Annotated in this window: 21 protein-coding genes and 1 pseudogene; 16 read left to right on the forward strand and 6 right to left on the reverse strand. The window is 70.2% G+C overall.

The features are described from left to right. Positions 1-51 precede the first annotated feature (51 nt). Both OG842_RS22525 and OG842_RS22530 read right to left on the reverse strand, forming a co-directional pair. The gene (locus OG842_RS22525; RefSeq protein ID WP_266733748.1) at positions 52-480 is read right to left on the reverse strand and encodes a nucleoside deaminase; all 429 of its coding nucleotides are present in this window, start codon (positions 478-480) and stop codon (positions 52-54) included. Positions 481-506: 26 nt separating this feature from the next. Continuing rightward, complete coding sequence (locus tag OG842_RS22530) at positions 507-902, reverse strand: PLD nuclease N-terminal domain-containing protein (RefSeq protein WP_266732058.1); 396 nt, start codon at positions 900-902, stop codon at positions 507-509. A 192-nt stretch (positions 903-1,094) separates the two neighbouring features. Between OG842_RS22530 and OG842_RS22535 the strand changes: the two genes are divergently transcribed. The 3 genes from OG842_RS22535 (at position 1,095) to OG842_RS22545 (ending at position 4,331) form a co-directional block, all read left to right on the forward strand. Further along, entirely contained in the window at positions 1,095-2,552 is a 1,458-nt protein-coding gene (locus tag OG842_RS22535) for a menaquinone biosynthesis decarboxylase (RefSeq protein ID WP_266732059.1), read from the forward strand. Then, positions 2,549-3,466, forward strand: coding sequence for a menaquinone biosynthesis prenyltransferase MqnP (mqnP, locus tag OG842_RS22540; protein WP_266732060.1), 918 nt, complete (start codon positions 2,549-2,551; stop codon positions 3,464-3,466). Before OG842_RS22535 ends, mqnP begins: the two co-directional genes overlap by 4 nt. Positions 3,467-3,671: 205 nt before the next feature. After that, the gene (locus OG842_RS22545) at positions 3,672-4,331 is read left to right on the forward strand and encodes a DUF4232 domain-containing protein (RefSeq protein WP_266732061.1); all 660 of its coding nucleotides are present in this window, start codon (positions 3,672-3,674) and stop codon (positions 4,329-4,331) included. On the opposite strand, the gene OG842_RS22550 is transcribed toward OG842_RS22545, so the two are convergent. Continuing rightward, positions 4,316-4,939 (reverse strand): rhomboid family intramembrane serine protease, encoded by a 624-nt coding sequence (locus OG842_RS22550; protein ID WP_266732062.1) that lies wholly within the window; start codon positions 4,937-4,939, stop codon positions 4,316-4,318. The two genes, OG842_RS22545 and OG842_RS22550, sit on opposite strands and share 16 nt — an antisense overlap. A gap of 166 nt (positions 4,940-5,105) precedes the next feature. Between OG842_RS22550 and OG842_RS22555 the strand changes: the two genes are divergently transcribed. After that, positions 5,106-5,780: a UbiX family flavin prenyltransferase gene (locus tag OG842_RS22555; protein ID WP_266732064.1), complete on the forward strand. Its 675-nt coding sequence runs from the start codon at positions 5,106-5,108 to the stop codon at positions 5,778-5,780. 8 nt (positions 5,781-5,788) lie between these two features. Here OG842_RS22555 and OG842_RS22560 read toward each other — a convergent pair whose 3' ends face one another. Beyond that, positions 5,789-5,923, reverse strand: a complete 135-nt coding sequence (locus OG842_RS22560; RefSeq protein WP_256260259.1) for a hypothetical protein — start codon at positions 5,921-5,923, stop codon at positions 5,789-5,791. Between the two features lie 132 nt (positions 5,924-6,055). Between OG842_RS22560 and OG842_RS22565 the strand changes: the two genes are divergently transcribed. From OG842_RS22565 to OG842_RS22590, 6 genes are all read left to right on the forward strand, one after another. Further along, on the forward strand, positions 6,056-6,511 hold the full coding sequence (locus OG842_RS22565; RefSeq protein ID WP_266732066.1) for an Lrp/AsnC family transcriptional regulator: 456 nt from the start codon (positions 6,056-6,058) through the stop codon (positions 6,509-6,511). A 98-nt stretch (positions 6,512-6,609) separates the two neighbouring features. Next, positions 6,610-7,773 carry an aminofutalosine synthase MqnE gene (gene mqnE / locus OG842_RS22570; protein ID WP_266733750.1) on the forward strand — a complete coding sequence of 388 codons (1,164 nt, stop codon included), beginning with the start codon at positions 6,610-6,612 and terminating at the stop codon, positions 7,771-7,773. A 112-nt stretch (positions 7,774-7,885) separates the two neighbouring features. Next, entirely contained in the window at positions 7,886-8,413 is a 528-nt protein-coding gene (locus OG842_RS22575; RefSeq protein ID WP_266732068.1) for a GNAT family N-acetyltransferase, read from the forward strand. A gap of 152 nt (positions 8,414-8,565) precedes the next feature. Further along, complete coding sequence (locus OG842_RS22580) at positions 8,566-8,820, forward strand: DUF4229 domain-containing protein (protein ID WP_266733752.1); 255 nt, start codon at positions 8,566-8,568, stop codon at positions 8,818-8,820. Between the two features lie 427 nt (positions 8,821-9,247). After that, the gene (locus OG842_RS22585) at positions 9,248-10,591 is read left to right on the forward strand and encodes a dicarboxylate/amino acid:cation symporter (protein WP_266732070.1); all 1,344 of its coding nucleotides are present in this window, start codon (positions 9,248-9,250) and stop codon (positions 10,589-10,591) included. Between the two features lie 200 nt (positions 10,592-10,791). After that, the gene (locus OG842_RS22590; protein ID WP_266733754.1) at positions 10,792-11,445 is read left to right on the forward strand and encodes a TetR/AcrR family transcriptional regulator; all 654 of its coding nucleotides are present in this window, start codon (positions 10,792-10,794) and stop codon (positions 11,443-11,445) included. On the opposite strand, the gene OG842_RS22595 is transcribed toward OG842_RS22590, so the two are convergent. After that, positions 11,375-12,340, reverse strand: coding sequence for a MaoC/PaaZ C-terminal domain-containing protein (locus OG842_RS22595; RefSeq protein WP_266732072.1), 966 nt, complete (start codon positions 12,338-12,340; stop codon positions 11,375-11,377). The genes OG842_RS22590 and OG842_RS22595 overlap by 71 nt on opposite strands. A 91-nt stretch (positions 12,341-12,431) precedes the next feature. Continuing rightward, a complete protein-coding gene (locus OG842_RS22600) occupies positions 12,432-13,751 on the reverse strand; it encodes a 3-oxoacyl-ACP reductase (protein WP_266732074.1) in 1,320 nt (439 codons plus the stop codon). 71 nt (positions 13,752-13,822) lie between these two features. On the opposite strand from OG842_RS22600, the gene OG842_RS22605 reads away from it, so the two are divergent. The 6 genes and pseudogenes from OG842_RS22605 to OG842_RS22630 all read left to right on the forward strand — a co-directional run bounded on the left by OG842_RS22605 (position 13,823) and on the right by OG842_RS22630 (position 21,557). Further along, positions 13,823-15,091, forward strand: coding sequence for an acetyl-CoA C-acetyltransferase (locus tag OG842_RS22605; RefSeq protein ID WP_266732076.1), 1,269 nt, complete (start codon positions 13,823-13,825; stop codon positions 15,089-15,091). Between the two features lie 111 nt (positions 15,092-15,202). Continuing rightward, on the forward strand, positions 15,203-17,110 hold the full coding sequence (locus OG842_RS22610; RefSeq protein WP_266732078.1) for an AMP-dependent synthetase/ligase: 1,908 nt from the start codon (positions 15,203-15,205) through the stop codon (positions 17,108-17,110). Between the two features lie 405 nt (positions 17,111-17,515). Further along, positions 17,516-17,677, forward strand: a pseudogene (locus OG842_RS45245) (hypothetical protein); the annotation flags it as partial. A gap of 1,608 nt (positions 17,678-19,285) precedes the next feature. Continuing rightward, positions 19,286-19,432: a hypothetical protein gene (locus tag OG842_RS22620; protein WP_266733866.1), complete on the forward strand. Its 147-nt coding sequence runs from the start codon at positions 19,286-19,288 to the stop codon at positions 19,430-19,432. A 690-nt stretch (positions 19,433-20,122) separates the two neighbouring features. Continuing rightward, positions 20,123-20,986 (forward strand): isocitrate lyase/PEP mutase family protein, encoded by an 864-nt coding sequence (locus OG842_RS22625; protein WP_266732080.1) that lies wholly within the window; start codon positions 20,123-20,125, stop codon positions 20,984-20,986. A 139-nt stretch (positions 20,987-21,125) separates the two neighbouring features. Then, positions 21,126-21,557, forward strand: a complete 432-nt coding sequence (locus OG842_RS22630; protein ID WP_266732082.1) for a hypothetical protein — start codon at positions 21,126-21,128, stop codon at positions 21,555-21,557.

Genomic DNA, 21,557 nt, shown 5'->3' on the forward strand with positions numbered 1-21,557 from the left:
GTTGGAGAGGAGAGAGGAATTTCGAACGATTACCGGCCGCGCGGCGGCGGATCAGCCGGCGCCGATGTCCTCGTTCCAGAGCTCGGGGTGCTCGCGTACGAACTCCCGTATGAGCGCGACGCATTCGGCGTCGTCGAGCAGCACGATCTCCACCCCGTGCCGGGCCAGCCAGTCGTGCCCGCCGCTGAACGTCCGCGCCTCGCCGATCACCACCCGCGAGATCCCGAACTGTCGCACGAGGCCGCTGCAGTACCAGCACGGGGAGAGCGTCGTCACCATCGTCGTGCCGCGGTACGAGCGCTGCCGGCCGGCCGCGCGGAACGCCGCGGTCTCCGCGTGCAGGGACGGATCGCCGTCCTGGACACGGCGGTTGTGACCACGGCCGAGCAGGGCACCGTCCGCTCCGTACAGGGCGGCGCCAACAGGAACGCCGCCCTCGGCAAGACCCGTGCGGGCCTCGGCGAGGGCGGTGGCGAGCATGTCCGCGTCGTTCACGGTCGTGGGAGCTACTCGCCGGAGGCGCTGGGGCTCTCGCCGTTCTCACGGCGCTTCAGCTCCTCCTCGCGGCGGCGCAGGTCCGCCTCCCAGTCCTTGAGGAGCGACTCGTCCTTCTTGTTCTCGTCCTTCAGCGCCTTCAGGAACTCCGGATTGTCGTCCGGCGCCACCCACTGCGAGCGGTGGTTGCGGTGCCATTCGGAGGGCGTACGGCCCCCGGCGGGCGCGTGGCGCATCTTGCCCGCGGCGAGCCAGACGATCGGGCCGACGATCCAGAACAGCAGGATGATGAAGACCCAGGCGATCTTCGGAAGGTGCTTGGCCTCGTCCTCGGGGGTGTTCAGGCAGTCGATGAACGCGTAGATCGTCAGCGCCAGAGGCAGGAGATAGATCAGGGCCCGGAACATGATGGAAAGGTCCCCCTGCGGAGAGTTGGCGGGGCTTGTCCCGCCCCGGTTCGGGCCCAGGGTAACCGGTGGCTGTGACATATCACGGCGAGCTGGGTGAACCGGCCGCGGGACGCGGGGGCGACCGGGTCGCGGACCGGCCCGGGTGGGGCCCCCCGGGTGATCGCCGACGGTGATGACAAACTGGGCGGCATGGCTTACGACGATCTTCGCTCCCTCCTCCGGGCCCTGGAGCGCGAGGGCGAGCTCAAGCGCATCAAGGCTGAGGTCGACCCCTACCTGGAGGTCGGCGAGATCGTCGACCGGGTGAACAAGGCGGGCGGCCCCGCGCTCCTCTTCGAGAACGTCAAGGGGTCCTCGATGCCCCTGGCCATGAACGTCTTCGGGACCGACAAGCGGTTGCTCAAGGCGCTCGGCCTGAAGTCGTACGCCGACATCAGCGACAAGATCGGCGGCCTCCTCAAGCCGGAGCTGCCGCACGGCTTCGTCGGGGTGCGGGAGGCCTTCGGCAAGCTCGGCTCGATGGTGCACGTGCCGCCGAAGAAGGTGAAGCAGGAGAGCGCCCCGGTGCAGGAGGTCGTCCTCACCGGCGACGACGTGGACCTGGACCAACTGCCCGCGCTCTTCACCTGGCCCGAGGACGGCGGCTCCTTCTTCAACCTGGGCCTCACCCACACCAAGCACCCGGAGACCGGCGTACGGAACCTGGGGCTGTACCGGCTCCAGCGGCACGACAAGCGCACCATCGGGATGCACTGGCAGATCCACAAGGACAGCCGCAACCACTACCAGGTCGCCGCCAAGCGGGGCGAGCGGCTGCCGGTCGCCATCGCGTTCGGCGCGCCGCCCGCGGTGACGTACGCCTCCACCGCGCCGCTGCCGGGGGACATCGACGAGTACCTCTTCGCCGGGTTCATCCAGGGCAAGCGGATCGAGATGGTCGACTGCAAGACCGTGCCGCTCCAGGTCCCGGCGCAGGCCGAGGTCGTCATCGAGGGGTGGCTGGAGCCCGGGGAGATGCTTCCCGAGGGACCGTTCGGCGACCACACCGGCTTCTACACGCCGCAGGAACCGTTCCCCGCGCTGACCATCGACTGCGTGACCATGCGGAAGCGTCCGCTGCTCCAGTCGATCGTGGTCGGCCGGCCGCCGACCGAGGACGGGCCGCTGGGGCGGGCCACCGAGCGGTTCTTCCTGCCGCTCCTCAAGATCATCGTGCCGGACATCGTGGACTACCACCTGCCCGAGGCGGGCGGCTTCCACAACTGTGCGATCGTCTCGATCGACAAGAAGTACCCGAAGCACGCCCAGAAGGTGATGAGCGCCATCTGGGGCGCGCACATGATGTCGCTGACCAAGCTGATCGTGGTCGTGGACTCCGACTGCGACGTCCACGATCTGCACGAGGTGGCCTGGCGGGCGCTCGGCAACACGGACTACGCGCGGGATTTGACCGTCACCGAGGGGCCGGTCGACCATCTCGACCACGCCTCCTACCAGCAGTTCTGGGGCGGCAAGGCGGGCATCGACGCGACGAAGAAGTGGCCCGAGGAGGGCTACACCCGGGACGGGGGCTGGCCGGACATGGTCGAGTCCGACCCTCAGACGGCGGCGAAGGTCGACCGCCGGTGGAAGGAATACGGACTGTGAGCGCCGCCGAAGCAGCACTGGGCTCAGGGCCCGTACAGCCGAGCAGCAAGGTCAAGGCGTTCCTGCGGCTCGTGATGATCGAGCACTCGGTCTTCGCGCTGCCCTTCGCGTACATCGCCGCCCTGACCGCGATGTTCCAGGCGGACGGGTCCATCGACTGGGTCACGCTGCTGCTCGTCACCGTCGCGATGGTGGGGCTGCGGACCTTCGCGATGGCCTGCAACCGGATCATCGACCGGGAGATCGACGCCCGTAACCCGCGCACCGCGAGCCGGGAGCTGGTCACCGGGGCGGTCTCGGTGAAGTCGGCGTGGACGGGGGCGCTCGTCGCCGTCGTCGTCTTCCTCGGCGCGGCCGCACTGCTGAACCCGCTCTGTCTGGCGCTCGCACCGGTCGCCGTCGTGCCGATGGTGGTCTATCCGTACGGGAAGCGGTTCACCCACTACCCGCACGCCATCCTCGGCATCGCGCAGGCCATAGGGCCGATCGGCGCCTGGCTGGCGGTGACCGGCAGCTGGTCGTGGGACGCGGTGATCCTCGGTCTCGCTGTGGGCATCTGGATCGGCGGCTTCGACCTGATCTTCGGCTGCCAGGACGTCCAGGCGGACCGGGCGCACGGGGTGCGCTCGGTGCCGGCCCGCTTCGGCATCCCGGCCGCGCTGTGGGGCGCGCGGGTCTGCCACGTGGTGACGACCGGGCTGCTGGTCTGGTTCGGACTGGCCACCGAGGCCGGGCTGTTCTACTGGATCGGCATGGTGATCGTCGCCGTCGCGTTCGTGTACGAGCACCGGGTGGTGCGGCCGCACGATCTGTCCCGGCTGAACCGGGCTTTCTTCTCGGTCAACGGGTTCATCGGGATCGCGCTCTTCGCCTGCGCGCTGCTGGACCTGCTGGTGCGGGGCCTGACGGTCTGAGCCGGTTCCGGGCCTGCCGTGCGGCGTGTCCGGGCGTGTCCGTCCGCGTGTGTAACAGGGATGTCTTAGGGATGTATTAGAGGGTGGCCGGGCGGAACGCGTTGCCCGGCCGGGTGGCTCTTGGTGATCAGGAACGCTCGCTCGTACGGACTCGTACCGGGCAACCGGCACCTCCCACCGAACCACCGAACCTGAGGACGAAATGATGCGCGTACGCAAGCTCACCTTCGCAGCCCTGGCCGTTGCCGCAGGCCTCTCGCTCACGGCCTGCCAGAACGGTGAGGACGACATGGGGCAGAGCGCCCCGTCGTCCGCGGCCGGTGCGTCCTCCACGAGCGGCGGTTCGGGCTCGGGCGGTTCGGGCGGTTCGGGGCAGGACGGCGCGAAGGACTCCGGCGGGCAGGGCACGGCCGCCGGGACCGGCTCCAACGTGAACAGCAAGATCGGCAAGTGCCGCACCGACGAGCTGGAGATCACGGCGTCGGACAGCACCGTCGGCGGCGACACCGACGGGACCGTCGCGGTGCAGCTGAAGAACGGCGGCGGCCGGGACTGCGTGCTCTCCGGCTACGCGGGCGTCGACCTGAAGACCAGCGCGGGGTCGCTGTCCGCGGAGCGCACCGGTGAGAAGGCCACCCCGATGACCCTCAAGGACGGGAAGTCGGTGTACTTCGGCATCACCTACCCGATCAACGAGTCGGGTGGCTCCGGCGTCCGCATCACGGGGCTGGTGGTGACCCCGCCGGACGAGACGAAGTCGGTCACCCTCGACTGGCCGGGCGCCGCCACGCTGCCCGTCACGGACGGCTCCGGCTCCCAGGTGAAGGTCGGCCCGATGGGGAGCGCCGGTCAGGGAGAGGGCTGAGCCGGACGCAAGGGGATCCGGCCGCGCGCGGGGCGGCGGAAGACGAACGCCGCCGCCACGCCCGCCGCCAGTCCGAAGAGGTGGCCCTGCCAGCTGACCGAGGTGTTGGCGGGGGAGATCCCCACCAGGATCGACGAGCCCCATACGGCGCCGATCGCCAGGCCGGCGCCGACGTCGAGCACTCTGCGGTCGACGAAGCCCCGGACCAGCAGATAGCCGAAGAGGCCGAAGACCAGTCCGGAAGCGCCCGCCGTGTTGGATCCGGCCGGTGAGACCAGCCAGACGCCGAGCCCGTCGACCACGATGATCACCGCGGCCACGGCGGCGAACCTGCGGAGGCCGCCGAGCGCGGCGAGGAAGCCGAAGACCAGCAGCGGCACGCTGTTGGAGGCGACATGGCCGAAGCCGAAGTGGATGAAGGACGCGGGCACGACGTCCACCAGCTCGGCGGCCCGGCGGGGCTCGATCCCGAAGGTGTCCAGCGAATGGCCGGTCGAGGCGTCGACGATTTCGAGCAGCCAGAGGAGGGCCACCCAGCCCAGCATCACCTTGGCCGCGGCCCTGGCGCGGCCGCCCGCACTCCACGCCGGTGCGGATCGATCCGGCATCGCGGCCATCGTGCCCCCCTGCAGTCCGCTGCTGTCCCCTGCTGTCTCCTGCCGTCCTCGAAGTCCCGGCAGTCCCTGGTCCCGCCCCTGGAACGACCGGGGCACCTTACTCGGTTCCGGTTTCGCACCGCCGGATAGGCTCGGGTGTGTGGATTCCGGTACTTCAGTGAGTCAGCACCAGCGGCAGCCTTGGATTGTCGGGGTTTCAGGCGCTTCGGGCACCCCATTCGCCGCCGCCGTGCTGCGCGGTCTGCTGGCCGCCGGGGAGAGCGTCGATCTGGTGGTGAGCCGGGCCTCCCGGCTGACCCTGCTGGACGAGACCGGGATCGCGTTCCGCGACGGGCACTGGCAGGAGGATCTGCGCAGCTGGCTGGCGCGCGGGGCGGACGGGAAGCCGCACACCTTCGACGTGGACGTCGAGAACGTACGGCACTGGGCGGCCGGTGACCTCGCGGCGGGACCGTCCTCGGGTTCGTACCCGGCGAAGGGGATGCTGATCGTTCCGGCCTCGACGGCCTGTGTGGCCGGAGTGGCGCTCGGGCTCTCGAAGGATCTGCTCCAGCGGGCCGCGAGCGTGACGCTCAAGGAGCGGCGGAAGCTGGTCGTCGCGGTGCGGGAGACTCCGCTGAACGGGCAGACGCTGAAACATCTGGTGAGCCTGGACGAGGCGGGCGCCGTGGTACTGCCCGCCTCTCCGGCGTTCTACGCGGGGGCGACGCACATCCAGGATCTGGTGGACTTCGTCGCCGGGCGGGTACTGGACGCGGCGGGGGTGCCGCACGACCTGTACCGCCGGTGGGAGGGAGAGCTCGGTGGCGGCTCCCGTGACTCCCGAGGCTGAGGCTGTGGTCAGCGCTTCTTCATGGCGCGCGGCTTACGGGTCCGGTCGACCCGGTGCGCGGCGGCGGGCTGGTGGGCACGCGAGCGGTTGGCCAGGTCCTGCAGCTCGCGCATTCGGGCGTAGGCCATCTCGATCGTGTACACGGTGTTTTCACTCCTGAAGATTCGAAAGCATTTTTTGGGTGCTCGGAAAGATTTGCAGGCGATGAAGCCTGCATGCCTTAGATTCTACACGTAGACTCGCGGTACTGCTGAACAATGGAAGGTTTCAGTCATATGGACGCGGTGGACAGGCAGCTCATCCAGGCCCTCAGGGAGAACGGCAGGGCCTCGTACGCCGAGCTGGGGCGGCTCGTCGGGCTCTCCGGGCCCAGCGTCACCGACCGCATCAACCGGCTGGAAAGCGCCGGTGTCATCACCGGCTACCGCGCCACCGTCGACGCCGCGTCCCTGGGGCTCGGGGTCACGGCCCTGATCGGCATCTCGCTCTCCGACGCGGCCGATCACGAGGACGTGGCGCGTCGGCTGAAGGACCTCGCGGAGATCGAGGACGCCTGGTTCATCGCGGGCGACGACTCGTACATGCTCAAGGTGCGCGTCGGTGACGTGGACGGGCTGGAGAAGACCATCCGCCGGCTCAGCGGTACGCGGGGCGTCTCGCGCACCCGGACCACGATCGTGCTCTCCACCAAGTGGGAGAACCGGGTCGGGGAACTTCCCGAGGAGTCGTAGGCGTAACGTGGTGGAGCCCCCGGGAGACCGGGGGTTGCGCCCGGTATCAACGGTCACCGGGAAACGCACAGCACATGGACGACTGGGAGGCAGCCGCAATGGATGTCGGGCTCAAGCGCGAGCTGGAGGAGAAGGTCCGCGCAGGAGAGCGGCTGACCCGTGAGGACGGCATCGCCCTCTACGAGTCGGACGACCTGGCCTGGCTCGGCGGCCTGGCGCACGAGGTGCGGACGCGCAAGAACGGCGACGTCGTGCACTTCAACGTCAACCGGCACCTCAACATGACCAATGTGTGCACCGCGTCGTGCGCCTACTGCTCGTTCCAGCGCAAGCCGGGCGAGAAGGACGCGTACACCATGCGCATCGAGGAGGCCGTCCGCCTCGCGAAGGCGATGGAGGGCGAGAACCTCACCGAGCTGCACATCGTCAACGGCCTGCACCCCACGCTGCCGTGGCGCTACTACCCGCGCTCGCTCTCCGCCCTGAAGGAAGCCCTTCCGCAGGTCTCCCTCAAGGCGTTCACCGCCACCGAGATCCACCACTTCGAGACCATCTCCGGGCTCTCCGCCTCCGAGATCCTGGACGAGCTGATCGAGGCCGGTCTGGAGTCGCTGACCGGCGGCGGCGCGGAGATCTTCGACTGGGAGGTCCGCCAGCACATCGTGGACCACGCCACCCACTGGGAGGACTGGTCGCGGATCCACCGCCTGGCGCACGAGAAGGGGCTCAAGACCCCGGCGACCATGCTGTACGGGCACATCGAGGAGCCCCGGCACCGCGTCGACCACGTGCTGCGGCTGCGCGAGCTCCAGGACGAGACGAACGGCTTCCAGGTCTTCATCCCGCTGCGCTACCAGCACGACTTCGTGGACATGAAGGACGGCAAGGTCCGCAACAAGCTCCAGGCGCGCACGACGATGGCGACCGGCGCCGAGGCGCTGAAGACCTTCGCGGTCTCGCGGCTGCTCTTCGACAACGTCCCGCACGTCAAGGTCTTCTGGGTGATGCACGGCGTGCAGACCGCCCAGCTCGCGCTCCAGCACGGCGCGGACGACATGGACGGCTCGGTCGTCGAGTACAAGATCACGCACGACGCGGACAACTACGGCACGCCGAACAAGCTCGGCCGCGAGGACCTGCTGGACCTGATCCGTGACGCGGGCTTCCGTCCCGTCGAGCGCAACACCCGGTACGAGATCATCCGCGAGTACCCGGGCCCGGACGCCGGCCGGCGCGAGTCGCCGCAGCCGATGCGCGTCTGACCCACCGGTCCCCAGCAGTCCGGAAGTACGGGAGCCCCGGCCGCCGGCCGGGGCTTTCTCGCGTGCTGGACAGGGTTTGAGGCGGTGGATCGGTAATGGTTACTCTGCGCTTATGGCACTTACATTTGAGCTGGATCCCGAGGTCGACGGCACGCTGCGGGACGGGATCGCCGGTCTGTGGACCGATGTCTCCAACGCGGGCGGCGCGGTCGGCTTCGTGCCGCCCGTCACGGACGACGACATCCGGCCCGAGCTGGCCAAGCATCTGGCCGCCATGGCCGAGGGGCGCACCCGCCTGCTGATCGGCCGCGACGAGGGCGGCGCCGTCGCCGCCACGGCCTTCCTCGCCCTCAACACCCACCGGCTGATGACCCACTGGCTCTGGCTCTACACGGTGATGGTCCACCCGCGCCACCAGGGCAGGGGCTACGGGCGCGACCTGATGGACGCGGCCGCGCGGGCGGCCCGCGGGATCGACGGGATCGAGGCCGTCCGGCTCACCTGCCGCGGTGGCACCGGCGTCGACCGGTTCTACGCCTCGTGCGGGTACAAGGAGGTCGGGCGGGTGCCGGACGCGATCCGGGTGGCCGACGGGGACGACCGCGACGACATCGTCATGCTGCTGCCGCTCGGCCTCTGAAGCAGGCCCCGCACCCTTTGGCGGAGCCCTGCGAACTGATCGATTCCGGGGCATGCTTCACTGGTCGGGCAGGATCGAAGGACCGTCACACGTCGAGAGAGGGGCCAACTGTGTCCGCTGCCAAGCCGAGCGCGACCATCCGGTACACCGCGATGCGCCTCAGCATCTTCGTCGGCTGCTTCGCCGTCGCCGCCGTGGCCGTCCACTTCGGTCTGCTGCCCTCCGGGACGAACGGTTCCAATTTCGTCTGGGTGATCCTGCTCGCCCTGGTCCTGTCCGCGCCGCTCAGCTACGTACTGCTGCGCAAGCAGCGCGACGAGATGTCCGAGCAGATCGTGTCCAAGGTCGACCGCGCCAAGGCGCGCCTCGAGGCGAACCGCACCCGCGAGGACCACGTCACCCCCTGACGGCGGCGGTGACGCGAAGGTTCCGCAGGGCTGCGTAACCTTCCTCACATCCGCATGGTTTCCGTTCGAAACCCCAGCGCCGGAGCATCCGCTCCTGTACTGGGGTTTTGTCGTTCCTGCAGGGGTTCGGGGCGCGGTGAGGGCACCGGTGCGGGACCGTCGGGGTCAAAGAAGAGCTTTGAGCTTCTCAAAGTTCAAGTGTTAACGTGTTCGACATGAAGACAGCAGTGCGCCATCGATCTGCCGCGAGCGTCCCGCTCGTGGAGCGCCTGCATGTCGATCTCTGCCGCTGTATGTCCGCGGTCTGTTGCCGCAACGTCTGAACCGGCACCATGCAGCGGCGCCGCCCCTGACGCGGGCGCCGCACCCCCGTCCCCCTGCACGGTCGTCCCCGTGCGCCCCGATGCGTCACATCTGGAGTGTGTCCGTGTCCGCGAACCCCGCGTCCACCGCCGCCGGCAGCCAGTCCGGCTCCGGTTTCCGCATACCCAAGGTCCCGTTCTGGGCCCAGATAGTCGCCGGTCTCGTCCTCGGTGTCGTACTCGGCTGGATCACGCGTACGTACGACATCGGCTGGCTCTACACCACGCTCGACAAGGTCGGCCACATCTTCGTCCAGCTGCTGAAGCTGGCCGTCGCGCCCCTCGTCTTCTTCGCGATCCTGGTGTCGATCACCAACCTGCGCAAGGTCAACAACGCCGCCCGGCTGGCCACCCGCACCCTGCTCTGGTTCATGATCACCTCGCTGATCGCGGTCGCCATCGGCCTCGCGATCGGTCTGATCACCAACCCGGGCTCCGGGACGGGCCTCACGCCGAAGGACGGCAAGCTGCCGGAGCACGCGGGCTCCTGGCTCGACTTCCTCACCGGCATCATTCCGGACAACGTGATCACCCCGTTCACCGAGCTGAACGTGCTCCAGATCGTCTTCATGGCCGCCGTCGCCGGTATCGCGGCGCTCCAGCTCGGCGAGAAGGCCCAGCCGATCCTCACCCTCAGCGAGTCCGTCCTGGAGCTCCTCCAGAAGGCCCTGTGGTGGGTCATCCGCCTCGCCCCCATCGGCACCGTCGGCCTCATCGGCTACGCGATCGCCGACTACGGCTGGGACCTGATCGGCAAGTACGCCACGTTCACCGCCGACGTCTACATCGGCTGCGCCCTGGTGCTGTTCGGCGTGTACCCGCTGCTGCTCGCCACGGTCGCCAAGCTCAGCCCGGTGCAGTTCTTCAAGGGCGCCTGGCCGGCCATCCAGCTGGCCTTCGTCTCCCGCTCCTCGGTCGGCACCATGCCGGTCACCCAGAAGGTCACCGAGCGCCTCGGCGTCCCGAAGGAGTACGCCTCCTTCTCCGTCCCGTTCGGCGCCACCACCAAGATGGACGGCTGCGCCGCGATCTACCCGGCGCTGGCGGCGATCTTCATCGCGCAGATCTTCGACGTCCAGCTGGGTGTCGGTGACTACGTCCTGATCGCGTTCGTCTCGGTGATCGGTTCGGCGGCCACCGCCGGTCTCACCGGTGCGACGGTCATGCTGACCCTCACGCTGTCGACCCTGGGCCTCCCGCTGGAGGGCGTCGGCCTGCTCATGGCCATCGACCCGATCCTGGACATGATGCGCACGGCCACCAACGTGGCGGGCCAGGCGCTGGTCCCGGTGATCGTCTCGGCCCGCGAGAAGATCCTCGACCACGACGCGTACAACTCGGCCACGTCCTCCCCGGTCGACGACGAGGTGCGCGAGAGCGACCCGCAGAAGGTGGCGGTTGCCGCGTAAGCACGCGCACGCACGGCACACAGGAGCGCCCCCGGTCCGCCTCGCGGCAGGACCGGGGGCGCTCCTGTGCCGTACCGGCCCCGTGCGGCCCCGCGGGCTCCGCCGCGTACGACGGGGCAGGGGCCCGCGCCGTACCCTTACCGGGGAGTGGCACACGGGGGTGGGAGGAAGTCGACGTGGGTGCTGTGAAGAGCAAACGGATGCCGCGGGCCGTGCGTGAGCAGCAGATGATGGACGCCGCCGTGCAGACCTTCGGGCAGCGTGGCTACCGGGCCGCCTCGATGGACGAGATCGCCGAGCTGGCGGGGGTGTCCAAGCCGCTCGTCTATCTGTACCTCAACTCCAAGGAAGAGCTCTTCACCGCCTGCATCAGGCGCGAGGCGAAAGCCCTGGTCGAAGCGGTGCGGGCGGGGGCGGAGCCGGGGCTGCCGGCCGATCGGCAACTGTGGTCCGGGCTGCGGGCGTTCTTCACGCACACGGCGGAGCACCCGGACGGCTGGGCGGTGCTGCACCGTCAGGCGCGTACGCACGGGGAGCCGTTCGCGGGCGAGGTGACGGCGATGCGGGACGAGATCGTTGCTTTCGTGACGGAACTGATCGGGGCCGCGGCGCGCGAGGCGCACCACGACCCGGCGTTGCCCGACCGCGATGTGTCGGGGCTCGCGCAGGCGCTCGTGGGGGCCGCGGAGTCGCTCGCCGGGTGGGCGAACGAGACCCCGGGCGTCTCGGCGAAGGAGGCCGCGGCCACCCTGATGAACTTCTCCTGGGCGGGGCTGGAGAACCTTATGAACGGCCGCCCCTGGCAGCCGCCGGGCCCTGCCGCGGACCGTCCCCGCCGAGGATCCGGCCGGTGAGGTGGACGCGGCCGGTGCCGCGCAGCTGGAAGCCGGTGGCGTCCGCCGCGTAGGTGACGGTGGCGGGCAGCAGGACGGGGGCCCTGAAGTCGGCCCGTACGCCCTGGACGTCATCGGGGCGCGGCGCCTCGGCCAGGCAGCGGGCGACGGTCCACATGCCGTGGGCGATGGCCCGGGGGAAGCCGAAGAGCCGGGCGGTGATCGGATACAGGTGGATGGGGTTCCGGTCGCCCGACGCGGCGCCGTATCGCCGGCCCAGATCGCCGGGCAGCTGCCACTGGGCGAGGGCGGGGAGCTCCGCGACCGGGGCCGTGTCTCTCGTGACCGAGGTCGCGCCCCGCGTGGCGGAGGCCGGGTCTGTCGCGATGGCGGAGGCCGGGTCCGTCGCGGTGGCGGTTGCGTCCCGCGTGGCGGGGATCGGGTCCGTCGAAGTGGCCGCGTCCCTCGCGTGCCGGGAGAGGTAGCCGCTGCGGGACTCCCAGACCAGCTCGCCCGCCAGCCGCGCCTCGGTGACCATCGTGACCTCGGTGCCGCGCCGGTGTGGCGTCAACTTCTCGGCGTACACCGTGAGTTCGAGCAGGTCGGTGGGGTGCAGGGGGCGGTGCCGGGTGATCTCGATCCAGGTGTGGACGAGACCGACGACCGGCAGCGGGAACCTCCGGGCGGTCATCAGCCGCATGGCGAGCGGGAAGCCCAGTACGTGCGGGTAGGTGAGCGGCAGGGTGTCCGGTTCGGCGAAGCCGCAGATCCGGCGGTACGAGGCGAGCGGGGCGGCGGCGATCGGTGCGGCCGGGAGCACGGCCCGGTCGGCGGGCAGGGTGACCCCCGGGCGGCCGGCCCTCTTGAACGGGGACGTGACAGCTGCCCGTACGAGTGACACGTTCAGATTCGGCATGGGGTCACATCCCCGTCGGGGTGGCCGGCCCTCTTGAACGGGAACGTGACAGTTGCCCGGCCAAGTGACACGTTCGGATTCGGCATGGGTGTCACGCCCCCAGCAGGCTCTGGCCGCAGACCCGTACGACCTGGCCGTTGACGGCGGTCGAGGCGGGCTGGGCGAACCAGGCGGTGGTCTCGGCGACATCGACCGGGAGGCCGCCCTGCGCGAGGGAGTTCATCCGGCGGCCCGCCTCGCGAATGAAGAGGGGGACGGCCGCGGTCATCTTCGTCTCGATGAAGCCGGGGGCCACCGCGTTGACCGTGACGTCGTGGTCGGCGGCGGCGCGCGGGGCCAGTGAGCGGACCAGCCCGATGATGCCCGCCTTGCTCGCCGCATAGTTCGTCTGGCCGTTGTTGCCCGCGATGCCGGCGATGGAAGCGGTGGCGACGATCCGGCCGCCGCGGTTGAGGGTGCCCGCCTTCAGCAGGGCGTCGGTGGTGCGCAGCACGCTGTCCAGGTTCACGTCGACGACCGAGGCCCAGCGTTCGGCCGGCATGTTGGCGAGGCGGCGGTCGCGGGTGATGCCCGCGTTGTGGACGAGGACGTCCAGGCCGTCGGGGGCCGCTGCGGCGATCCGTTCCGCGGCGTCGTCCGCGGTGATGTCCAGCGGCAGCGCGGTGGCGCCGAGCTCCTCGGCGGTACGGGCCAGCTCCTCGCGCACCTGCGGGATGTCCAGGCAGACGACCCGGGCACCGTCCCGGGCCAGCACCGAGGCGACCGAGGCGCCGATGCCGCGCGCCGCACCGGTGACCAGCGCGGTGCGCCCGGCGAGCGGGGCCGCCCAGTCGGCGACGGGGCCGGGGGCGGCCGAGGTCAGCTCGATCACCTGGCCGTTGACGTACGCGGAGCGGGGCGAGAGCAGGAACCGCAGGGTGGATTCGGCCGCGCCGACGGCTTCCGGCGCGATACGGAGCAGCTGTACGGTGGCGCCCCTGCCGATCTCCTTGCCCAGCGAGCGTACGAGCCCTTCCAGCGCCTGCTGGGCGGCGGCCTGGTGGTGGTCGTCGGCCGACGGCCGTACCCCCAGCACCACGACGCGCCCGCCCGGGGCGAGAGAGCGGATCACCGGGTGCAGCGCCGCGTGGACACCGGCCAGTTTGCCGGGGGTGTCGACGGCCGTGGCGTCCAGCACGATCCCGGCGGGGCGTTCGGAGCTCCCGGTGACTTCGAGGCCGGTGGCCGCGAGGAGCGCGCCGAGCTCGTCGGTGGCCGCGGAGTCACCGGCGGTGAGGTGCAGCAGCGGGCCGTCCAGCGTCGGGGTCCCGGGCGACCAGCGGCGCAGCGGGGCGGGCTGCGGGAGCCCGAGCCTCCGGGTCAGAAAGCGGCCGGGTGCTGTGCCGGTGAAGTGCAGATAGCGGTCGGCCATTGTCCAGACTCCCTGCTCGGTCGTAGATTTACTCCGGAGTAAGGTTACTCAAGAGTCAGGAGCTGGTCGAGATGATCCCCCTCGAACTCCCGCAGCCCCGCAGGGTCGCGGTCATCGGAGGCAGCCGCGTTCCGTTCGCGCGCTCCGACGGCCCGTACGCGCATTCCTCCAACCAGCAGCTGCTCACGGCCGCGCTGGGCGGCCTGGTCGAGCGGTTCGGGCTCCAGGGGGAGCGGGTCGGCGAGTTCGTCGCGGGCGCCGTGCTCAAGCACAGCCGCGACTTCAACCTGGCCCGGGAGACCGTGCTCGGCTCGGCACTCGACCCGCGCACCCCCGCGTACGACGTCCAGCAGGCGTGCGGCACCGGCCTCCAGGCGGTCGTCGCCGCCGCGAACAAGATCATGCTCGGGGCGGTCGACTCGGCGATCGCGGGCGGCACCGACACCACGAGCGACGCGCCCCTCGGCGTCAACGACGAGCTGCGCAGGCTGCTCCTCGCCGCCCGGCGGGCGAAGACGGCGGGCGGCAGGATCAAGGCGCTCGCGGGCGTACGCCCCCGCCACCTCGTCCCGGACATCCCGCGCAACGCGGAACCCCGCACCGGCCTCTCGATGGGCGAGCACGCGGCGGTCACCGCCCGCCGGTGGGGCATCACCCGCGAGGACCAGGACCTCCTCGCGGCCACCAGCCACCAGCGGCTCGCGGCGGCGTACGAGCGCGGCTTCCTGGATGACCTCGTCGTCCCGTTCCAGGGCCTGACCCGTGACCAGAACCTGCGCCCCGGCTCCACGGCCGGGAAACTCGCCACGCTGAAGCCGGTGTTCGGCACCGACCACCCCGACGCGACGATGACCGCGGGCAACTCCACCCCGCTCACCGACGGCGCCGCGACCGTACTGCTGGCGAGCGAGGAATGGGCCCGCGCGCACGACCTGGAGCCGCTCGCCTATCTCTCCCTGTACGAGACCGCCGCCGTCGACCACGTGAACGGCGACGACGGGCTCCTGATGGCGCCCGCGTACGCCGTACCGCGCCTGCTGGAGCGTGCCGGGCTCACCATCGAGGACTTCGACCTGTTCGAGATCCACGAGGCTTTCGCCTCCCAGATGCTGGCCACCCTCGCGGCCTGGGAGAAGCAGGGACTGGCCCCCGTCGACCGGGACCGGCTCAACGTCGCGGGATCGTCGCTCGCCACCGGCCACCCGTTCGCCGCGACCGGCGCCCGGATCGTCACCACCCTCGCCAAGCTCCTGGCGGAGCGCGACGGATCGTCCCGGGGCCTGATCTCGATCTGCGCGGCGGGCGGCCAGGGCGTCACGGCCATCCTCGAACGCCCCTGACCTCCTGCCCCCGAGACGCCCGAGGCATCCGCCATGCCCCCGACGCCTCGGACGAACCGGCCGCCGGACGGACCCGGCGGGATCACCCGACCCCACGTTGAGGAGCCGCACGTGTCCACGTCACCCACCGCCCCCGCCGTCGTCCCCATCCTCGTCGAGCCGACCAAGGTCAGGGCCGCGGACGGCTCGGTGCGGCAGGTCTCCGTACCGCCGGCCGCGCCGCCCGTCCGTCGCGGCTCGCTCGCCGAGATCCCGTTCGACAACGCCCGCGAGGCCCCCGCCGACGCCGTGCTCAGCCGCAAGCAGCCGGACGGCGGCTGGCGGGACGTGACGGCGGCGGCCTTCGCCGAAGAGGTGCTCGCCGTCGCCAAGGGCCTGATCGCGGAGGGCCTCGGGGCCGGCGACCGGATCGCGATCATGGCCCGGACCACCTACGAGTGGACCCTGCTCGACTTCGCGGCCTGGGCCGCCGGGCTCGTCACCGTCCCCATCTACCCGACCTCCTCCGCCTTCCAGGCCCGCTGGATACTCCAGGACTCCGGCGCCGTCGCATGCGCCGTCGAGACCGCGGACCAGGGCCGACTGATCAGCCAGGAGCGCAAGCAGCTCGGCGACCTGGACCACCTGTGGCAGTTCGACACGGGCGTGCTCGGCCGGCTGAAGACCCTCGGCCGGGACGTCCCCGACGACGCCGTCGCCGCCCGCCGCGCCACCCTGGAACCGGAGACCCCCGCCACCCTCATCTACACCTCCGGCACCACCGGCCGCCCCAAGGGCTGCGTGCTCAGCCACGGCAACTTCTTCGCCGAGGTCGACAACGCGATCGAGCTGCTCCACCCGGTCTTCAAGTCGGTCAGCAAGGACCCCGCCTCCACCCTGCTGTTCCTCCCGCTCTCCCATGTCTTCGGGCGGATGGTCGCGATCGGCTGCCTGCGCGCCCGGGTCCGCCTCGGCCATGCCCCGTCCATCCGGACCGAGGACCTGCTCGCCGACCTGGCGGGGTTCAAGCCGTCGTTCCTGCTGGCCATCCCGTACGTGCTGGAGAAGGTCTACAACACCGGCCGGGCCACCGCCGAGAAGATGGGCCGCGCCTCGTCGTTCGACCGCGCCGCCCGGATCGCCCAGCGGTACGGGGAGGCCGTCGAGGCCGCCGAACACGGCACCGGCCCCGGCCCCGGGCTGGGACTGCGGGCAGCCCGAGCCCTGTACGACCCGCTGGTCTACCGCCGGATCCGGGCCGCGCTCGGCGGCCATGTCCGGTACGCGATCTGCGGCGGCTCCCCGCTGGGCCACCGGCTCGCGGCGTTCTACGCGGGCGCGGGCATCGAGATCTTCGAGGGCTACGGCCTGACCGAGACCACCGCCGCCGCCACCGTCACCCCGCCGCTCAAGCCGCGACTGGGCACCGTCGGCTGGCCGCTGCCCGGCACCGCCGTACGGATCGCGGACGACGGAGAGGTGCTGCTCAGCGGCGGTCAGGTGAGCCAGGGCTACTGGGACGCCGAACGGGGCCGGCCGGTACCCGTGCAGGAGGGCGGCTGGTTCGCCACCGGGGACCTGGGCGCGCTCGACGAGGACGGCTACCTCACGATCACCGGCCGCAAGAAGGACATCATCATCACCTCCGGCGGCAAGAACGTCACCCCCGCACCCCTGGAGGACTGGCTGCGCGCCCACCCCCTGGTCAGCCAGTGCATGGTGGTCGGCGACAACCGCTCCTTCATCACCGCCCTGATCACCCTGGAGCCGGACGGGCTCTCCCACTGGCGGCAGATGACGAAGAAGCAGCACCTGCCGATGCGGGAACTCGTCGACGACGAGGAACTGCGCAAGGCGCTGCAACGCGCCGTCGACGAGGCCAACCGGCTGGTCTCCCGTGCGGAGTCGATCCGTAAATTCACCGTCCTGCCCGTGGACTTCACCGAGGAGGGCGGCCATCTGACGCCCTCGCTGAAACTGAAGCGGGACGCCGTCGCGCGGGACTTCGAGGCCGAGATCGAGGCGCTGTACCGGAAGTGAGCGCACGGGGCGCGACGCGGTGTTTCCGGGACGGCCTGCTCGGTTTCGCACCCGGATTCCCTCAATTGTCCGATACCGTCTCCGCCGAAATAACCAATAGATCCAATTACATTGAAAATAGGGGTAGATGGTTGTGTCGGCCTCACCCGCAAGAGGTGTGGTCCGCGCTCAAACGGCAGATCGACGCGTGGCACATATGCCGATCACTCGTTGCAAATGTCACATTCACGGCTCCAATCCCTGCAGAAGTGGTTAGGAACCGAGATGTACAAATCGAGAAGTTGGGACATTTTGTCTCGCTCGACCCTGGGCGCCATGTCGCTGGGCATGACGCTGGCGCTGTGCCCCATGAGCGCTGCTCACGGGGCGCCGAACCCCATGGGTGCGCAGGCGTCCAACCGAGTGATGGCCAGCCGGGTGCTGGCCAGCGTGTCCGGGACGGTCATCTCCAACATCTCTCAGAACATCCGCAGCGGTCCCACCACCCAGTCGGCGATCGTGGGCAGCGTGCCGTCCGGCGGCCAGGTGTCCATCGCCTGCCAGGTGTTCGGCCAGAACGTCGGCGGCAACTCCCTGTGGTACCTGCTGTCCAACGGCAGTGGCTGGATGAGCGCCCGCTACATCTCGACACAGACCACCGTTCCGTTCTGCGACGACTACCCGGGGACCGGCGCCACCGGTCCGACGGGCCCCACTGGTCCGACTGGCCCCACCGGTTCGATGGGTCCGACGGGTGCGACGGGTCTGCAGGGTCTGCAGGGTTCGACGGGTCCGACGGGTGCGACGGGTCTGCAGGGTTCGACGGGTCCGACAGGTGCGACGGGTCTGCAGGGTTCGACGGGTCCGACAGGTGCGACGGGTCTGCAGGGTTTGCGGGGTCCGACGGGTGCGACGGGTCTGCAGGGTCTGCAGGGTTCGACGGGTCCGACAGGTGCGACGGGTCTGCAGGGTCTGCAGGGTTCGACGGGTCCGACAGGTGCGACGGGTCTGCAGGGTCTGACGGGTCCGACGGGTGCGACGGGTCTGCAGGGTCTGACGGGTCCGACGGGTGCGACCGGTGCCGATGGTGCGGCCGGTGCTGATGGTGCGACGGGTCCGACGGGTGCGGCCGGTGCTGATGGTGCGACGGGTCCGACGGGTGCGACCGGTGCTGGTGGTGCGACGGGTGCGACCGGTGCCGATGGTGCGGCCGGTGCTGATGGTGCGACGGGTCCGACGGGTGCGACCGGTGCCGATGGTGCGACGGGTCCGACGGGTGCGACCGGCGCCGATGGTGCGACCGGTGCGACTGGTGCCGATGGTGCGGTCGGTGCTGATGGTGCGACGGGTCCGACGGGTGCGACCGGTGCGACTGGTGCCGATGGTGCGGTCGGTGCTGATGGTGCGACGGGTGCGACGGGTGCGACGGGTCCGACGGGTGCGACCGGTGCCGATGGTGCGGCCGGTGCTGACGGCGCGACCGGTCCGACGGGTGCGACCGGTGCCGATGGTGCGACGGGTCCGACGGGTGCGACCGGCGCCGATGGTGCGACCGGTGCTGACGGCGCGACGGGTCCGACGGGTGCGACCGGCGCCGATGGTGCGACCGGTGCGACCGGTGCCGATGGTGCGGCCGGTGCTGATGGTGCGACGGGTCCGACGGGTCCGACGGGTGCGACCGGTGCGACTGGTGCCGATGGTGCGGTCGGTGCTGATGGTGCGACGGGTCCGACGGGTGCGACCGGTGCGACCGGTGCCGATGGTGCGGCCGGTGCTGATGGTGCGACGGGTCCGACGGGTCCGACGGGTGCGACCGGTGCCGATGGTGCGGCCGGTGCTGATGGTGCGACGGGTCCGACGGGTGCGACCGGTGCCGATGGTGCGGTCGGTGCCGATGGTGCGACGGGTCCGACGGGTGCGACCGGCGCCGATGGTGCGACCGGTGCGACCGGTGCCGATGGTGCGGCCGGTGCTGATGGTGCGACGGGTCCGACGGGTGCGACCGGTGCGACTGGTGCCGATGGTGCGGCCGGTGCTGACGGCGCGACCGGTCCGACGGGTGCCACCGGGCCCGCCGGGCCTGTCGGTCCGTCCCAGACTGCTACCAGCGCAGCCACGCTCATTCCCGCCGGCGGCAGTGTCGAGAACATCATTGCCACTTGCCCTGCCGGGACCGTGCTGACCGGGGGAGGCGCCGTGAACCAGCTGCAGAACGATGAGATCCACTGGACCGCGAGCTACCCGGACACCCCGACCAACACCTGGCACGTCTCCGCGTACAACAGTGGTGCCGGCCCGCAGACCGTCCAGTCGTACGCGGTCTGCATTCCTGGCTCTGCATGACCTGAACAGTTCTGAGGGGGCTGTCCCGAACCCGCCCAGGGATCGGGACAGCCCCGGCCGCTGCTGCAGCAGAGATCCTCTGCTGCAGCAGCTTCATGTTGTCCTCGTCGAGTTCCGCGGCTCCGAGCAATCACCGAGGCGATCACGAGGCGGCTGGAAAACTATGTGGGGCATCTGCTCGAACAGTTCGACCGGTGGATCAGTCGTCGGCGTACCCCTGAGGGGTGGAACGTTACTGCTCGGACGGTCCGGTGTAATGCCGGACGGCGTCCTCCGCTGCCGCCGCTCCGGCGGTCCCTTGGGGCGTCAACACAGCGTATACGCAAGGCATTCGACGCTTTCCCGAGTTGTTGTTTCGGATGATCCGAAAGGAAGCGTCCGCCGGATTTCGTGCGCCCGCAACGAGCCCCCGGCGTGCACCCGAGAAGCCTCGCACGCAGGGTAAAAAGCGGCGCGTCCCAGAGTAAAGACACGGTCACGGATGTATGGATATACGAGCCTTCGCAAGTGGGCAGCTTTCTTGCGTCCCGTGCGGTCGGAATACCGCTGCCTCTTTTGGCGGGCGAGTCCGCGCGTGGTGCTTCCGCGCCCGCGGCATCAGTGGCTCCGGGGCCCGGCGTCGACGGAGCCCGCAGTGCCCGGGACGGCATCGCTCAACACTCGTTCATCCATTGGTCAAGGAGAGGCGCTGTGAGTTACGGAACTGAGCTGAGGGCCGAAGTCCGGTCCCCGGGAACGACTCCGCTCATCGGTATCTACGACATGTACTCGGCCTCCGTCGTGGCCCGCCACTACGACGGATTCTTCGTGTCCGGCTTCGGCTTCGCCGCCTCCCACTACGGGCTGCCCGACATCGGCTTCATCGCCTGGCCGGACATGGTCGCCTTCGTGGAGCGGCTGCGGCTGGCCTTCCCCTCCCACCACCTGCTGGTGGACATCGACGACGGCTACGTCGACCCCGAGGTGGCCTGCCACGTGGTGCAGCGACTGGAGCGGATCGGCGCCTCCGGCGTCATCCTGGAGGACCAGAAGCGCCCGCGCAGGTGCGGTCACGCGGACGGCAAGCAGGTGCTGCCGCTGGAGGAGTACCTGGAGAAGCTCAACCTCGTACTGGAGAGCAGGCGTGACCTGGTGGTCGTGGCCCGCACGGACGCCACGGAGGAGTCCGACATCCTGCGCCGCGCGGAGGCGCTGGCCGAGACGGACGCCGATGTCGTCCTGGTCGACGGGGTGCGCAGCGTCGAGTGGATCAAGCGCATCCGGAAGGTGGTCGGCGACAAGCCGCTGCTCTTCAACCAGATCGCGGGCGGCAAGTCGCCCAGGCTCTCGCTCTCCGAACTGACCGACCTGGAGTGCCAGGTGGCCATTTACAGCACGCCCTGCCTCTTCGCCGCGCACGCGGCCATCGACAGCGCGCTGACGGATCTCAAGCGGTCCGACGGGCGGCTTCCCGAGTTCGTGGCCTCCGAGGGGATCGGGGTGCAGCGCTCGACGGAGCTGCTGGAGAAGAACATCAGCAGGCACCACCCCGCCCCTGAGCCCGCGACCGTCTGATCCGGACGTGGCGGAGCCGGGTGCGGTCGGCCCGGCTGGTCACCTGACCGTCCGAATGCCGGGCCCCGATGGTGTGTCACCGTGCACTGCGGGGTCCCGGCGCCATGTGCACCACAGGCAAGAAGGAAGAGCAGGAACAATGGGATTCACCTCGTCGAAGACGCGTGCGGTCCTGGTGATCGCCCTCGGGGCGCTCTGCCAGGGCCAGTTGGCCGCCGGAGCGGCCTGGGCCGACGCCCCCGACGGCGGCATGGAGACACACCACGGTCCGTCCGTGATCACCATCGACAACTCCAACGCCGACTCCTGGCTGGAGGTGGACCGGACGCTCAATGTGCTTGCCCCCCTGAGCAAGGGCACGGCGGGCAGCGACCACGACGGCGGTGGGGGCGCCATCGACCAGAACGTGTCCTCCTCGCAGGGCGTGGGCGTCCAGGCCGCGCCGGACGAGAACGAGGACGAGGGCGACGAGGACGAGGACGAGGGCGCGGCGCTGGGGAGCGACGCGGCTCCCGAGAGCGCGGCGACCGGCGGGGACGACTACGAGGGCGACGCCGACACCGAGGCCTAG

The organism is Streptomyces sp. NBC_00376, assembly GCF_036077095.1.
Taxonomy (GTDB): domain Bacteria; phylum Actinomycetota; class Actinomycetes; order Streptomycetales; family Streptomycetaceae; genus Streptomyces.

What these genes read in the sequence shown, in the direction of transcription:
- OG842_RS22525 (WP_266733748.1), bottom strand. Translation starts at nt 480, where the DNA reads ATGCTCGCCACCGCCCTCGCCGAGGCCCGCACGGGTCTTGCCGAGGGC.
- OG842_RS22530 (WP_266732058.1), bottom strand. Translation starts at nt 902, where the DNA reads ATGTTCCGGGCCCTGATCTATCTCCTGCCTCTGGCGCTGACGATCTAC.
- OG842_RS22535 (WP_266732059.1), top strand. Translation starts at nt 1,095, where the DNA reads ATGGCTTACGACGATCTTCGCTCCCTCCTCCGGGCCCTGGAGCGCGAG.
- OG842_RS22545 (WP_266732061.1), top strand. Translation starts at nt 3,672, where the DNA reads ATGCGCGTACGCAAGCTCACCTTCGCAGCCCTGGCCGTTGCCGCAGGC.
- OG842_RS22550 (WP_266732062.1), bottom strand. Translation starts at nt 4,939, where the DNA reads ATGCCGGATCGATCCGCACCGGCGTGGAGTGCGGGCGGCCGCGCCAGG.
- OG842_RS22565 (WP_266732066.1), top strand. Translation starts at nt 6,056, where the DNA reads ATGGACGCGGTGGACAGGCAGCTCATCCAGGCCCTCAGGGAGAACGGC.
- mqnE (WP_266733750.1), top strand. Translation starts at nt 6,610, where the DNA reads ATGGATGTCGGGCTCAAGCGCGAGCTGGAGGAGAAGGTCCGCGCAGGA.
- OG842_RS22575 (WP_266732068.1), top strand. Translation starts at nt 7,886, where the DNA reads ATGGCACTTACATTTGAGCTGGATCCCGAGGTCGACGGCACGCTGCGG.
- OG842_RS22580 (WP_266733752.1), top strand. Translation starts at nt 8,566, where the DNA reads ATGCGCCTCAGCATCTTCGTCGGCTGCTTCGCCGTCGCCGCCGTGGCC.
- OG842_RS22590 (WP_266733754.1), top strand. Translation starts at nt 10,792, where the DNA reads ATGCCGCGGGCCGTGCGTGAGCAGCAGATGATGGACGCCGCCGTGCAG.
- OG842_RS22595 (WP_266732072.1), bottom strand. Translation starts at nt 12,340, where the DNA reads ATGCCGAATCTGAACGTGTCACTCGTACGGGCAGCTGTCACGTCCCCG.
- OG842_RS22600 (WP_266732074.1), bottom strand. Translation starts at nt 13,751, where the DNA reads ATGGCCGACCGCTATCTGCACTTCACCGGCACAGCACCCGGCCGCTTT.
- OG842_RS22605 (WP_266732076.1), top strand. Translation starts at nt 13,823, where the DNA reads ATGATCCCCCTCGAACTCCCGCAGCCCCGCAGGGTCGCGGTCATCGGA.
- OG842_RS22630 (WP_266732082.1), top strand. Translation starts at nt 21,126, where the DNA reads ATGGGATTCACCTCGTCGAAGACGCGTGCGGTCCTGGTGATCGCCCTC.